Raw genomic sequence first — 13,528 nt, forward strand, 5'->3', positions numbered from 1 at the left:
TCGACCGCGTCGTCGCGCACCTCGACGCGGCGACCGCGCCGGTCCGCTACCGACGGGTGCGGGCCGCGCTCGCCGAGTTGCAGGCCCTGGCGGCAGGGTCGGACGCGGTCGCCGGTGTGCTGGCCGGCGACGCGATGAGCTACGCGGCGATGTCGGCGGCGGTGGACGTGGTGCAGGCCGCGGGGCTGACCGTCGACCGGGGTGACGATCCGGCGGCGCATCTGCGCCGCGCGGTGCGGTGGCGGCACTACGGCCGCGGACCGGTGAACGCGCTGCACCGGGCGTGCGCCGCCGACATCACCCGGGGGTCCCTGCGGCTGCTCGAGGACCGCGGTGAGTGACCCGGCGACCCCGGACCCGGTGGCCGACGCCGACGCGGTGGTCGCCGCCGTCGACCCGGGCTTGACGTCACCGGGGGTCCGCGGCACCGATGCGGTGCTGGTGACCGGACCCTGGCTGGCGGGAGTCAGCAGCCTGGCCGCCGTCCTGCGCACCCGGTTGCCCGGGGTGCGTGTCGTGGAGGCCGACGAGCTGCCGGCCGGGGACGCACCCGCCGCCGTGGTGTTCGCGGTGTCGGCGGTGTCGGTGCTGACGGCCTCGGACGCCGACCTGATCGAGTTGGCGGCGGAGCACACCGACCTGGTGATCGGTGTGGTGACCAAGACCGACGCGCACCCACAGTGGCGCGAGGTGCTGGCCGAGAATCGCCGCCTGCTGGCCGAGCGCGCCCGCCGGTTCGCTGATCTGCCCTGGACCGGGGTGGCCGCCGCGCCCGAGAACGGGCCCCCGGAGGTCGACGAGTTGGTCGAGCTCCTGGCCGGCCGGCTGGCCGACCCGCTGGTGCAGCGCCGGAACCGGTTGCGGGCGTGGGAATCTCGGCTGGAAAAAGTGCTCGCCCGCTATCGGGCCGACGGTGCGGGCGCCGACCGGCAGGCGCGGGTGTCGGTGCTGCGGGAGCAGCGCGACGACATCCGCTGCGCCCGGCGGATGGAGAAGAGCCGGCGCGCGATCGCCCTGCGCAGCCAGGTGCAGCAGGCTCGCGTCCAGCTCGCGTACTTCGCCCGCAACCGGTGCGCGTCGGTGCGCGGCGAACTGCAGGAGGACGTCTCCGGGCTGACCCGCCGGCGCCTGCCGGGGTTCGACCGCCGGGTCCGCGCGCGGGCCGCCGAGGTGGTGGCCGACATCGACGAGGGTATCGACACCCACCTGGCCGACGTGGCCGCCGAACTCGGGCTCGACCGTCCCGCCCCGGCGCCGCCGTCGGAGGTGCCGGACCTGCCCGGGCCGCCGCTGCGATCCCGCCGCCTGGAGACGCGGCTGATGATGTTGCTGGGCGCCGGCTTCGGTCTGGGGGTGGCGCTGGCGGTGAGCCGGCTGTTCGCCGGGCTCGATCCGGGCCTCACGGTGGCGGGGCTGGTGGCCGGTGCGGCGGCCGGGTTGGCGGTCACCGTCTGGGTGGTCGGCATCCGCGGTCTGCTGCACGACCGCGGCGTGCTCGACCGGTGGGTGGTCGACGTGACGACCGCGCTGCGCTCGGCGGTGGAGGAGACGGTCGCGACCCGGGTGCTCGCCGCGGAGGCGGAGTTGACCCGGCAGGCGGCCGAGAAGGACCTGGCCGACGCCGAAGCCGCCGCCGCCCGCATCGACGGTTTGGAGGCGGAGTTGCGCCAACACGCGGTCGCCACCGCCAGGGCCGCGGTGCTGCGCGACCGCCGGGCGCCGGCGCTGCAACGCGCCCTGGACACGGTCCGCGACGAGTTGTATGTCGCGACGCCGGCCGCGCCGCCGGAGCATGTCAACGGCGTTTCGGGTGCTTTGCCCGAATGTAAGACGGGTTACTGATCGGTACGAATTCGGAAAGGCGTTTTCTGAATCGTTCCTGTGAGTGATCGGACATAGATCTGAATTTCCCCGGGTATGTCACCCACGTTAACCTCGGAACAAGGGACGACCGTGATGTCCGCTGATATCAACGTCGGGGCCATCAGGGGCCTGCGTCCTGGGACATGCCTAATGCACCGAAGATGCAGGAGAAGCACAGTATGACCTCAGCGACCATTCCGGGTCTGGACACCGCACCGACGAAGCACAGTGGACTGCTGGCCTGGGTCTCCGAGGTCGCAGAGCTCACCCAGCCCGATCGCGTGGTCTTCACCGACGGGTCCGAGGAGGAGAACGCGCGGCTGACCCAGCAGCTGGTGGATGCGGGCACCTTCACCAAGCTCAACGACGAGAAGAAGCCGAACTCCTACCTCGCGCTGTCGGCGCCGTCGGACGTCGCGCGCGTGGAGTCGCGCACCTTCATCTGCACCGAACGTGAGATCGACGCAGGCCCGACGAACAACTGGATGGACCCCGCCGAGATGCGGGGCATCATGACCGACCTGTACCGCGGCTGTATGCGCGGCCGCACCATGTATGTGGTGCCGTTCTGCATGGGCCCGCTCGACGCGGAGGACCCCAAGCTGGGCGTGGAGATCACCGACTCGGAGTACGTCGTGATCTCGATGCGCACCATGACCCGGATGGGTCAGGCCGCGCTGGACAAGCTGGGCACCGACGGGTTCTTCGTCAAGGCGCTGCACTCCGTCGGCGCCCCGCTCGAGCCGGGCCAGCAGGACGTGCCGTGGCCGTGCAACGACACCAAGTACATCACCCACTTCCCGGAGACCCGCGAGATCTGGAGCTACGGCTCCGGCTACGGCGGTAACGCGTTGCTGGGCAAGAAGTGCTACTCGCTGCGCATCGCGTCGGCGATGGCCCACGACGAGGGCTGGCTGGCCGAGCACATGCTGATCGTCAAGCTGATCAGCCCCGAGAACAAGGCGTACTTCATCGCCGCGGCGTTCCCGTCGGCGTGCGGGAAGACCAACCTCGCGATGCTGCAGCCGACCATCCCGGGCTGGCGCGCCGAGACCGTCGGTGACGACATCGCCTGGATGCGGTTCGGCAAGGACGGCCGGCTCTACGCCACCAACCCCGAATTCGGTTTCTTCGGCGTCGCCCCCGGCACGAACTGGGACTCCAACCCGAACGCGATGAAGACGATCGAGGCCGGCAACACGGTCTTCACCAACGTCGCGCTGACCGACGACGGCGACATCTGGTGGGAGGGCCTCGAGGGCGACCCGCAGCACCTGATCGACTGGAAGGGCCGGGATTGGGAACCGGGGTCGCCCGACAAAGCGGCGCACCCCAACTCGCGCTACTGCACCCCGATCGCGCAGTGCCCGACGCTGGCCCCGGAGTGGGACGACCCGCAGGGTGTGCCGATCTCGGCGATCCTGTTCGGTGGGCGGCGCAAGACCACCGTCCCGCTGGTCACCCAGGCCCGCGACTGGCAGCACGGCGTGTTCATCGGCGCGACGCTCGGTTCGGAGCAGACCGCGGCCGCCGAGGGCAAGGTCGGCACGGTCCGCCGCGACCCGATGGCGATGCTGCCGTTCCTCGGCTACAACGTCGGCGACTACTTCCAGCACTGGATCAACATCGGCAAGAACGCCGACGAGTCCAAGCTGCCCGCGGTGTTCTTCGTGAACTGGTTCCGCCGTGGCGATGACGGCCGGTTCCTGTGGCCGGGCTTCGGCGAGAACAGCCGCGTGCTCAAGTGGGCCATCGAGCGCATCGAGCACAAGGCCGACGGCCGCTCGACCCCGATCGGCATCGTGCCCAGCGCGGCGGACCTCGACCTCGAGGGCCTCGACGTGGACCCGGCCGACGTGGACGCCGCGCTCGCGGTCAACGCCGACGAGTGGCGTCAGGAGCTGCCGCTGATCGAGGAGTGGTTCGAGTTCGTCGGCGAGAAGCTGCCGACGGGCATCAAGGACGAGTTCGACGCGCTCAAGCACCGCCTGGCCGAGGAAGGCTAGTTCTTCAGTTTGCCGCCGTGCACCGCGAGCGTGCGTGTCTGATCCGCGACACGCCGCTCGCGGTGTGCTTTTTGCGCACCTTCGCGGGCGCTCGACGGTGCGGTGCCGGTCACAGCCGGGTTCTTGACACCTGTCAATTCACCTTTAGTACAGTCGGCGCATGCAGATCCGCGAGCATGTCGGCAAGGACAAGCCGGCGATCATCCTTCATCCGTCTGGCACCGTCATCACCTTCGACGAACTCGAGGCGCGGGCGAACCGGCTCGCCCACCACTTCCGTCAGCACGGCCTGAAGGAGGGCGACGTCGTCGCGATCCTGATGGAGAACAACGAGCACATGCACGCGGTCATGTGGGCGGCGCGGCGCTGCGGTCTGTACTACGTCCCGATCAACACCCACCTCACGGCGGCCGAGGCGGCCTACATCATCGACAACAGCGGCGCCAAGGCCATCGTCGGCTCGGCGGCGCTGCGGCCGGTGTGTGAGGGCCTCGGCGCGCACCTGCCCAACGGGCTACCGGGTGTGCTGCTGATCGCCGGTGCGGACCTCGACGGCTGGCAGCGGTATCCCGAATGCGTTGCGGATCAGCCCGATACCCCGATCGACGACGAGATAGAGGGCGACCTGCTGCAGTACTCCTCGGGCACCACCGGACGCCCGAAGGGCATCAAACGGGAACTGCCGCACCTGCCGCCGTCGGAGGTGCCCGGGCTGATGGCCATGCTGGTCAGCTTCTGGCTGGACCCCGACGCGATTTACCTCAGCCCGGCCCCGCTGTACCACACGGCGCCGTCGGTGTGGTCGATGCAGATCCAGGCCGGCGGCATCACCACTGTGATCCTCGAGAAGTTCGACCCCGAGGGCTGCCTGGACGCCATCCAGCGGCACAGGGTCACCCACGGCCAGTTCGTACCCGCGATGTTCACCCGGATGCTCAAACTGCCGGAGTCGGTACGCAAGTCGTACGACGTCTCGAGCCTGAAGCGGGTCATGCACGCCGCCGCGCCGTGCCCGGTCGAGATCAAGAAGCAGATGATCGACTGGTGGGGCCCGATCGTCGACGAGTACTACGCCTCCTCCGAGGCCCACGGTTCGACACTGATCAGCGCCGAGGAGTGGCTGACCCATCCGGGTTCGGTCGGCCGGCCGATGTCCGGCGCCCTGCACATCCTCGACGAGAACGGCAACGAACTCGGCCCGAACCAACCCGGCGAGATCTACTTCGAGGGCGGCAACACCTTCGAATACCTCAACGACCCCGACAAGACCGCGGCCTCCCGGCACGAAAAGGGTTGGGCCACCGTCGGAGACATCGGCTACCTGGACGAGGAGGGCTACCTGTACCTCACCGACCGCCGGCACCACATGATCATCTCCGGCGGGGTGAACATCTACCCGCAGGAAGCCGAGAACATGTTGGTCACCCATCCGAAGGTGATGGACGCCGCGGTGTTCGGCGTCCCCGACGACGAGATGGGGCAGCGCGTCAAGGGGGTGGTGCAGACCGTCGACCCCGCCGACGCCACCGACGCCTTCGCCGAGGAACTGCTGGCCTGGCTGCGCGACCGGCTGGCGCATTACAAATGCCCGAAGTCGATCTCGTTCGAGCCGCAGCTGCCGCGCACCGACACCGGCAAGCTCTACAAGCAGGAGCTGGTCAAGAAGTACTCCTGAGCCGTGCACACCGTCGAGCTTCCCGCCGGCATCGTCGTCGGTATCGAAACACCGCGCGATGACGCGTGTTTCACGCTCACGGAATCGCCCAGCGATGACCGCAGGGCGGTCACGGTGCCGTCGGTGTCCGAGGCGCTCGACGAGCTCGCGCAGCGGTGCGCGCGGTGGCCGCATGCCGCGGCGGTCTGCGACGACGTGCTGCGCGCGGTCGATCCCGCCGCACCCACGCGGTCCGGCGTGATCACCGAATCGCTGGCGTACTCGACGCTGCAGTCCGGTCCGGAGTTCGCGCAGTGGCTCGCCGAGCGGGGGCCTGCCACGGTGCCGGTGACCCCGGATCCCGTGGTGGCCGAGCGCGCCGGTGACACGTTGCGAGTCGCGTTCAACCGCGCTCAGCGGCACAACGCGTTCTCCACCGACGCCCGCGCCGCCCTGCTGGAGGCGCTGGAGGTGGCGCGGCTGGACCCGTCGGTCACCGAGGTGGTTCTGTCGGGGAACGGCCGGTCCTTCTGCAGCGGAGGTGATCTGGCGGAGTTCGGCAGCTTCGCCGACCCGGCGAGCGCCCACCTGGCCAGGACCCGGCACAGCCCGGCGCTGGTACTCGCCGAGCTGACCGCGCGGCTCGGGACACGGTGCCGAGCCCACGTCCACGGTCAGGTGCTCGGCAGCGGGCTGGAGATGGCCGCCTACTGCGGGCGCGTGGTGGGCACTCCCGACGCGGTGTTCGGGCTGCCCGAACTGAGCCTCGGGCTGCTGCCCGGTGCGGGCGGCACGGTGAGTATCACGCGACGCATCGGCCGTTGGCGCACCGCCTATCTCGTGCTGTCGGGCCGCACGATCGACGCCGCCACCGCCTTGCGGTGGGGCCTGATCGACGCCGTCACCGGGTGATTTCGGTGTAGTCAGTCGCGCCCAGCGCTACCGACCACACCGAAATCGCAGAGAACTCAGCGCTGGCGGGCCGGGCGGACGATCACCTCGTTGACATCCACGTCGGCGGGCTCCCCGATCGCATAGGCGATCGCGCGGGCGATGGCGTCCGGGGAGATCGCAGCGGCGCGGTAGTCCCGCATCGCCGCGGCGGCGGTGGGATCGGTGATGGTCTCGGCCAGTTCGGATTCGACGACACCCGGGGAGACCGTGGTCACCCGGATCGAGGGATCGGCCTCCAGCCGCAGCCCTTCGGTGATCGCCCAGGCCGCATACTTCGTCGCGCAGTACACCGCGCCCGTCGGCACCACCTCGTGCGCCCCGATCGACGCGACGGTGATGACGTGGCCGCCGCCCTGCCGCTGGAAGTGCGGCAGGACCGCCGCGATGCCGTGCAGCAGGCCACGGACGTTGACGTCGATCATGTTGTCCCACTGGTCGATCAGCAGCGCGTCGAGCCGCGACAGCGGCATCACGCCTGCGTTGTTGACGAGCACGTCGACCCGGCCGTGCGCGGCCACCGCGGCGTCGACGAATGCCGCGACGTCGGCGCGGTCGGTGACGTCGAGTCGGCGGGTCTCGATGCTGCCGCCCGCCTCGCGGACCCGCGTGGCCAGCTCGCGCAACCGGTCCTCACGCCGCGCCCCGGCGATCACGTGGTGTCCTTCGGCGGCCAGGTGTGCGGCCGTGGCTTCCCCGATGCCGCTGCTGGCGCCGGTGACGAGGATGATCTTCGAATCGGTCATGGCTCCACCTTCGGCCGCCGCGCGGCGGACAACCAGGGTGCGCTACACCCTGCCACCGCGTCGCGGCGTGCCTAAGCTCGACGGCGTGGCCGAACTCGGTGAGTACCTGAAGAGCCGCCGCGCCGCGGTCGGGCCCGCCGACGCCGGCCTGGTCAGCACCGGGGTGCGCCGGGTGCCCGGCCTGCGGCGCGAAGAGGTGGCCCTGCTGGCCGGTGTCAGCGTCGACTACTACACCCGGCTCGAACAGGGCCGCGAGCGCTCGCCCTCGGTGCAGGTGCTCGACGCGCTGGCGGCCGCGCTGCGCCTCGACGACGACGGCCGCGCCCACCTGTTCCGGCTGGCCGGGTTGGCGCCGCAACCACAGAGCACCCAGGTGTCCGACCGGGTCGACCCCGCGCTCCTGCGCCTGATGGACGCCTGGCCGGAGAATCCCGCGCTGGTCTACAACCGGGCCTACGACATCCTGGCCGTCAACCCGCTGGCCGAGGCGTTGTTCGGTGAGCTCGGCGCCGTCGGCAACCTGATGCTGCTGGTGTTCACCGACCCGCGCGCCCGCGAGTTCTACGCCGACTGGCCCGCGGTCGCCGCCGACTCGGTCGCCGGATTCCGCATGGCTCACAGCAGCGCACCCGACGACCCCCGCGCCCGCGCCGTGCTCGCCGAACTGCTCAACGGCAGCGCCGAGTTTCGCGCGCTGTGGGACCGCCGCGATGCCCGCCGGAAGTCCCTGGCCGAGAAGCGGTTCCGCCATCCCGACGTCGGGTCGGTCACGCTGCGCATGCAGACCTTCGACGTGCGGTCGGCGCCGGGGCAGGAGCTGGTGGTCTACGACGCCGAACCGGGCACGCCGAGCGCCGACGCACTCAAGCTGCTGGGCAGCGTCGCCGCCACCCGCGCGCTCTAAGCGATTTCGGTGTCGTCGGTCGCGCTCACCGCGACGAACCACACCGAAATCACCTCGACCGGCGCAGCGTCACCCGGTAGGTGTACTGCTCGGGCAGGAAGTGGCTGACCGACAGCTCGACCGGGCGGCCCGCGGTGTCGGAGTAGAGCCGGTCGACCCGCAGCATCGGGTGTCCGGGCGGACAGCCCACCGCGGCGGCGACGGCGGCGTCGGCGGGTGCGACCGTGATCGACTGTGCCGCTTCGGCGATCGGTTCGGGCAGGTGCGGTTCGAGCACGCCGATGACGGTGTGGGTGCCCACGGCCCCGGTGTCCAGCGCGGTGAGATCGGCCACGGTGCGGACGACGGCGGTGGGCAGGTGCACGGTGGTCGACACGAACGGCACGCCCTCGTGCAACCGGCGGAACACCACGGTGTGCACCACGTCGTCGTCGAGCCGCAGCCGGCTGGCCGCGTCGACGTCGACCCGCCGGGTCAGGCCGCGCAGCACCTCGATCGTGGTGTCCTGCGAGAGGTTCAGCAGATCCTCGATCGACCCCAGCTGGCGCAGGTAGCGCCCGCTCTCGCTGGCGTAGGTGCCCCGTCCGGGCACCCGGTAGACCACTCCTTCGGCCACCAGGTCCTGGAACGCCCGTCGCACCGTCTGCCGCGAGAGTCCCTCTTCGGCAACCAGTTCGGTCTCGGTCGGCAGCCGGGCGCCGTCGCGGTAGCGGCCGGCGGCGATGTCGGCGCGCAGCCGCTCGCGCAGCACCCGGTAGGCCGGCTGCGCCCGCACGGCCCTAGATCCCGCCCCGGGCCACGAGCTGGGCGGCGATGACGTTGCGCTGGATCTCGTTGGTGCCCTCACCGACGATCATCAACGGTGCGTCACGGAAGTACCGCTCGACGTCGAACTCGGTGGAATAGCCGTAACCGCCGTGGATCCGGACCGCGTTGAGCGCGATCTCCATTGCGACCTCCGAGGCGAACAGCTTGGCCATGCCTGCCTCCATGTCGGCGCGGTCACCGCGGTCGTAGCGTTCGGCCGCGTAGCGGGTGAGCTGGCGGGCGGCGGTGAGCTTGGTGGCCATGTCGGCGAGGTAGTTGCCGATCGACTGGTGCTTCCAGATCGGCTGCCCGAAGCTCTCCCGGTCCTGGGCGTAGCGCAGCGCATCCTCCAGCGCCGCCGTCGCGACTCCCAACGCCCGCGCCGCCACCTGGATGCGGCCGGTCTCGAGCCCCTTCATCATGTGCGCGAAGCCGCGGCCCGGGACGCCGCCGAGGATCGCCGAGGCGGGCACCCGGCAGTCGTCGAAGACCAGCTCGCAGCTCTCGACGCCCTTGTAGCCGAGCTTGGGAAGGTCACGCGACACCGTCAGCCCCGTGGTGCCCTGTTCGACCAGCACGACCGAGATGCCGCGATGCCGCGGGGTGGCCGCCGGATCGGTCTTGCAAAGCAGCGCGATCAGCCCCGAGCGCCGGGCATTGCTGATCCAGGTCTTGGACCCGTTGATCACCAGGCCGCCGTCGCCCGGCAGCGCGGTGGTCGCCATGTTCTGCAGATCCGACCCGCCGCCGGGTTCGGTCAGCGCCATCGTCGCGCGCAGTTCGCCGGTGGCCATCGCGGGCAGGTAGGTCTGTTTCTGCTCTTCGGTGCCGAACAGCGACAGCAGTTTTGCGACGACGGTGTGCCCGCCCATCGCGCCGGCCAAGCTCATCCAACCCCGCGCGAGTTCCTGGGTGACCTCGACGTAGCACGGCGTCGACACCGGCGAGCCGCCGTACTCCTCGGGTACGGCCAGCCCGTAGATGCCGATGCGCTTCATCTGTTCGATCCACGTCCCGGGGTAGTCGTTGGCGTGTTCGACCTCGCGCACGGTCGGTTTGACGTCACGGTCCACGAAGGCCCGCACCGTCTCGACCAGCATGATCTCTTCGGCGTTCATATGTACGGCCATATTGACACTTTGTCCGGCGCAATGCCAGCATGGGCACCCGTGAGCGGCCCGTATTTCGACGACCTGGCGGTCGGTCAGGTCTTCGACACCGCCCCGTCGATGACGCTGACCGACGGGGTGGCGGCCGTACACCATTCGATCCTCGGCGACCGGCTGCGGCTGGCCCTGGACGCCGAGCTGAGCGCCGCGGTAACCGGTGCGGCCGCGCCGCTGGCCCACCCGGCGCTGGTGTGCGACGTCGCGATCGGCCAGTCGACGCTGGTCACCCACCGGGTGAGGGCCAACCTGTTCTATCGCGGGCTGGTCTTCCACCGCTATCCCGTCATCGGCGACAGCCTGTTCACCCGCACCGAGGTCGTGGGGCTGCGGCAGAACTCGGCGCGCGCCGGCCGCGCGCCCACCGGGTTGGCGGCACTGCGGATGACGACCGTCGACCAACTGGGCCGCCTCGTCCTCGACTTCCACCGCTGCGCGATGCTGCCGTTGCGCGACGGCGCCGCCGACACCGGGCATGCCGACGACCTGTCGGCCATCGGGCGTGACGCCGTGCCGCCGCCGGACCCCACCGCGGAGTGGGACGCCGACGCGTACCGCCGCCGGGTGCCCGGCGCCCGCTTCGACCGGGATCTGGCCGGCGCGGTGCTGCAGGGCACGGCCGACGTGGTGAGCAGCGCCCCCGAGCTGGCCCGGCTGACCCTGAACATCGCCGCAGTGCACCATGATTCGCGATTCGGCAGGCAGCGCCTGGTGTACGGCGGACACACCATCGGGCTGGCGCTGGCCCAGGCCACCCGCCTGCTGCCCGACCTTGTCACGGTCCTGTCGTGGCAGTCGTGCGACCACACCGGTCCGGTGTACGAGGGCGACACCCTCTACAGCGAACTGCACGTCGAGGCGGCCACCCCGCTGCCCGGCGGCCGCGGCGGGGTGCTCGACCTGCGCTCGGTGGTGTACGCCGTCGGCGTCGGGGACGCCGAGGACCGGCCGGTGCTGGACTGGAGATTCTCGGCGCTGCAGTTCTGAGCGCCGAGCACAATGGACCGCGTGGGCGTCTGGCGGATCGCATCGGCGGTGCTCGCGCACGCCCGCGTGGTGGCCGGTGGGCTCCCGGTTCCCGTCGACGTCGAGGAGATGCTGACCGGCCGGGCCGCGCTGCTCGGACTCGCACCGCCGGGCCGGATCTCCGCCGGGGGCGCCACCCGCCTCCTGCCCGCCGCGGACCGGTGGTGCGCGCTGACGCTGTCCCGGGCCGACGATCTCGCGACCGTACCCGCCCTGCTGGAACGCGAGGACGCCGACGACGATCCCTGGCCCGCGATCACCCACTGGGTGGCCGGCCGGCCTGCGGAGGAGGCGGTGGCCCGCGCCCGGCTACTCGGGCTGCCCGCCGCGGTTCTCGGGGAGACGCCGGCGACCGCCCCGGTGGTGCGGGCCCACACCCGGCGCGCCGCGCCCCGGCCGCTGCGCGACGTGCTGGTGGCCGACCTGTCCTCGATGTGGGCCGGACCCCTGTGCGGCCGGCTGCTGGCCGACGCGGGCGCAACGGTGGTGAAGGTGGAGAGCCGGACGCGCCCGGACGGCACCCGCGGCGGCGCGCCGGCGTTCTTCGGCTGGGTCAACACCGGAAAGCTCTGCTATGTGATCGATTTCGGCGCTGAGGAGCTGCGTGAGCTGCTGGCCGTTGCCGACATGGTGATCGAAGGGTCCCGGCCCGCGGCGCTGATCCGTCGCGGCCTTGGACCCGACGCGGTGCCCGCCCGCGACGGCCGGGTCTGGCTGCGCATCACCGGGTACGGCACCGCGGGCGAGTGCGCCGAGCGGGTGGCGTTCGGCGACGACGCCGCGGTGGCCGGTGGGCTGGTCGGGATGTCCGGGGACGGTCCGGTGTTCACCGGCGACGCGATCGCCGATCCCCTGACCGGCCTGGCGGCCGCTCGCGCAGCGTTCGACTCGCTCCGGCGCGGCGGCGGGGAGCTCATCGAGGTGTCGATGGCCGCGGTGGCCGCCACCTACGCCGCGCTGCCCACCGGAGCCGACACGGAGGTGGCGGCCCGCCGGCCGGCGCCGTCGCCGCCTGCGCCGAAGCTGGGCGCCGGCAACGCCGCCGTTCGCGCGCTCGTCGAACAACGTCTGGTGACATGCTGATCCAGCGGGCGGTCCTGTTCGACGGGTCGACCGTCGACCTGCGCGTGACCGCGTGCATCGAGGCCGTCGCCCCGTCGCTCCCCCCGCGCCGCGGGGAGGCGGTGCTCGACGCCGCGCACGCCACCGTGATCCCGGGACTGCACGACCATCACGTTCATCTGCATTCCGCCGCAGCCGCATTCGGTTCGGTACGGCTCGGACCCGCCGACGTGGGCGACCGCGCCGGGCTGCGACGGGCACTGCACACGGCCATACCCGGCCCGGACGGGTGGATCCGCGCCGTGGGCTATCACGAGACCGTCGCCGGCCCGCTCGACCGCCACCTGCTCGACGAGCTCGGGCCGCCGGTGCCGCTGCGGGTGCAGCACCGCAGCGGAGTGCTGTGGGCGCTGAACTCGGCGGGGCTCACGCGGCTGGGCCTCGGCGAGCATCCTGACGGCCGGCTGCGCAGCGCCGACACCGACTGGAGCGCCGGGCTGGAGCGTCGCGATCTGCCGCTGCGCGAGCTGAGCCGGCAACTCGCCACCTACGGCGTCACCGGGATCACCGACGCCACACCGGATCTCGATGTCGAGGCGCTGACCGCCGCGCGCCGCAGCGCTGACATCGTCCAACGGGTCCACGCCCTCGCGCCCGGTAAGCGGATCCTGCACGACGACGCACTCGATCTCGACGACCTGGCGGGCTGGATCGCCGAGCGGCATCGCGACGGTACCCCGGTCGCGCTGCACTGCGTGACCGCGGCCCAACTCGTCGTCGTGCTGGCGGCGTTGCGGCTCACCGGCGTCCATCCGCGCGACCGCATCGAGCACGCCGCCGTCGTCCCCCAGGACTGCGTCGCGGATCTCGCGGCGCTCGGCGCCACGGTGGTCACCCAGCCCAACTTCGTCGCCGAACGCGGCGACGAGTACCTCGGCGACGTCCCCGCGGGTGAACACGCTGAGCTATGGCGGGTCGCCACCCTGGTCGACGCCGGCGTCCCGCTCGCGTTGTCGACCGACACCCCGTTCGGCGACGGCGACCCGTGGGCGGCGATGCGCGCGGCCGTGCACCGCCGGACGCCCTCGGGCGTCGTACTGGGCGTCGACGAAAGAGTCTCCGCGGCAACGGCGCTCGGGCTTTTCCTCGGCGCCGCCGAGCGGCCGTCGGCACCGCGGCGCATCGAACCCGGCGCCCCCGGTGACCTGTGCCTGCTCGGCGCACCGCCCGCCGACGTGTTGCACGCGCTGGACGCCGCGCTGGTCACGGCGACGATCATCGGCGGCGACATCATCGAATAGCCCGTGGCGACAGTGGTCGCGATCTAGACTGACGGCGCATCC

At 71.4% G+C, this 13,528-nt stretch carries 11 protein-coding genes and 1 pseudogene; 9 read left to right on the forward strand and 3 right to left on the reverse strand.

Annotation, left to right across the window (positions count from 1 at the left end):
* The 5 genes and pseudogenes from E4P42_RS27065 to E4P42_RS21665 all read left to right on the forward strand — a co-directional run.
* Positions 1 to 341, forward strand: a pseudogene (locus E4P42_RS27065) (hypothetical protein); the annotation flags it as partial.
* The gene (locus E4P42_RS21650) at positions 334 to 1,842 is read left to right on the forward strand and encodes a hypothetical protein (RefSeq protein ID WP_135128152.1); all 1,509 of its coding nucleotides are present in this window, start codon (positions 334 to 336) and stop codon (positions 1,840 to 1,842) included. The pseudogene E4P42_RS27065 and the gene E4P42_RS21650, both read left to right, overlap by 8 nt.
* 200 nt (positions 1,843 to 2,042) lie before the next feature.
* Complete coding sequence (locus E4P42_RS21655; RefSeq protein ID WP_135128153.1) at positions 2,043 to 3,869, forward strand: phosphoenolpyruvate carboxykinase (GTP); 1,827 nt, start codon at positions 2,043 to 2,045, stop codon at positions 3,867 to 3,869.
* 160 nt (positions 3,870 to 4,029) lie between these two features.
* Positions 4,030 to 5,544: a fatty-acid--CoA ligase FadD4 gene (gene fadD4, locus E4P42_RS21660; RefSeq protein ID WP_135128154.1), complete on the forward strand. Its 1,515-nt coding sequence runs from the start codon at positions 4,030 to 4,032 to the stop codon at positions 5,542 to 5,544.
* A gap of 3 nt (positions 5,545 to 5,547) precedes the next feature.
* On the forward strand, positions 5,548 to 6,435 hold the full coding sequence (locus E4P42_RS21665; protein ID WP_135128156.1) for an enoyl-CoA hydratase/isomerase family protein: 888 nt from the start codon (positions 5,548 to 5,550) through the stop codon (positions 6,433 to 6,435).
* A gap of 56 nt (positions 6,436 to 6,491) precedes the next feature.
* On the opposite strand, the gene E4P42_RS21670 is transcribed toward E4P42_RS21665, so the two are convergent.
* Entirely contained in the window at positions 6,492 to 7,220 is a 729-nt protein-coding gene (locus E4P42_RS21670) for an SDR family oxidoreductase (protein WP_135128157.1), read from the reverse strand.
* A gap of 85 nt (positions 7,221 to 7,305) precedes the next feature.
* On the opposite strand from E4P42_RS21670, the gene E4P42_RS21675 reads away from it, so the two are divergent.
* Positions 7,306 to 8,124: a helix-turn-helix domain-containing protein gene (locus E4P42_RS21675; RefSeq protein WP_245234162.1), complete on the forward strand. Its 819-nt coding sequence runs from the start codon at positions 7,306 to 7,308 to the stop codon at positions 8,122 to 8,124.
* Positions 8,125 to 8,173: 49 nt separating this feature from the next.
* On the opposite strand, the gene E4P42_RS21680 is transcribed toward E4P42_RS21675, so the two are convergent.
* Both E4P42_RS21680 and E4P42_RS21685 read right to left on the reverse strand, forming a co-directional pair.
* Entirely contained in the window at positions 8,174 to 8,899 is a 726-nt protein-coding gene (locus E4P42_RS21680) for a GntR family transcriptional regulator (RefSeq protein ID WP_135128161.1), read from the reverse strand.
* Between the two features lie 4 nt (positions 8,900 to 8,903).
* A complete protein-coding gene (locus E4P42_RS21685) occupies positions 8,904 to 10,061 on the reverse strand; it encodes an acyl-CoA dehydrogenase family protein (RefSeq protein WP_135128162.1) in 1,158 nt (385 codons plus the stop codon).
* Between the two features lie 21 nt (positions 10,062 to 10,082).
* Between E4P42_RS21685 and E4P42_RS21690 the strand changes: the two genes are divergently transcribed.
* Genes E4P42_RS21690 through E4P42_RS21700 form a run of 3 tightly spaced genes read left to right on the forward strand, consistent with a single transcriptional unit; the run spans position 10,083 to position 13,486 of the window.
* Positions 10,083 to 11,084, forward strand: a complete 1,002-nt coding sequence (locus tag E4P42_RS21690) for a MaoC family dehydratase (RefSeq protein WP_209305845.1) — start codon at positions 10,083 to 10,085, stop codon at positions 11,082 to 11,084.
* A gap of 12 nt (positions 11,085 to 11,096) precedes the next feature.
* Complete coding sequence (locus E4P42_RS21695) at positions 11,097 to 12,206, forward strand: CoA transferase (protein WP_135128164.1); 1,110 nt, start codon at positions 11,097 to 11,099, stop codon at positions 12,204 to 12,206.
* Entirely contained in the window at positions 12,200 to 13,486 is a 1,287-nt protein-coding gene (locus E4P42_RS21700; protein WP_135128165.1) for an amidohydrolase family protein, read from the forward strand. The genes E4P42_RS21695 and E4P42_RS21700 overlap by 7 nt, the downstream gene beginning before the upstream one ends.
* Positions 13,487 to 13,528 lie beyond the last annotated feature (42 nt).

This window comes from Mycobacterium sp. PS03-16, assembly GCF_004570325.1.
Classification (GTDB): domain Bacteria; phylum Actinomycetota; class Actinomycetes; order Mycobacteriales; family Mycobacteriaceae; genus Mycobacterium.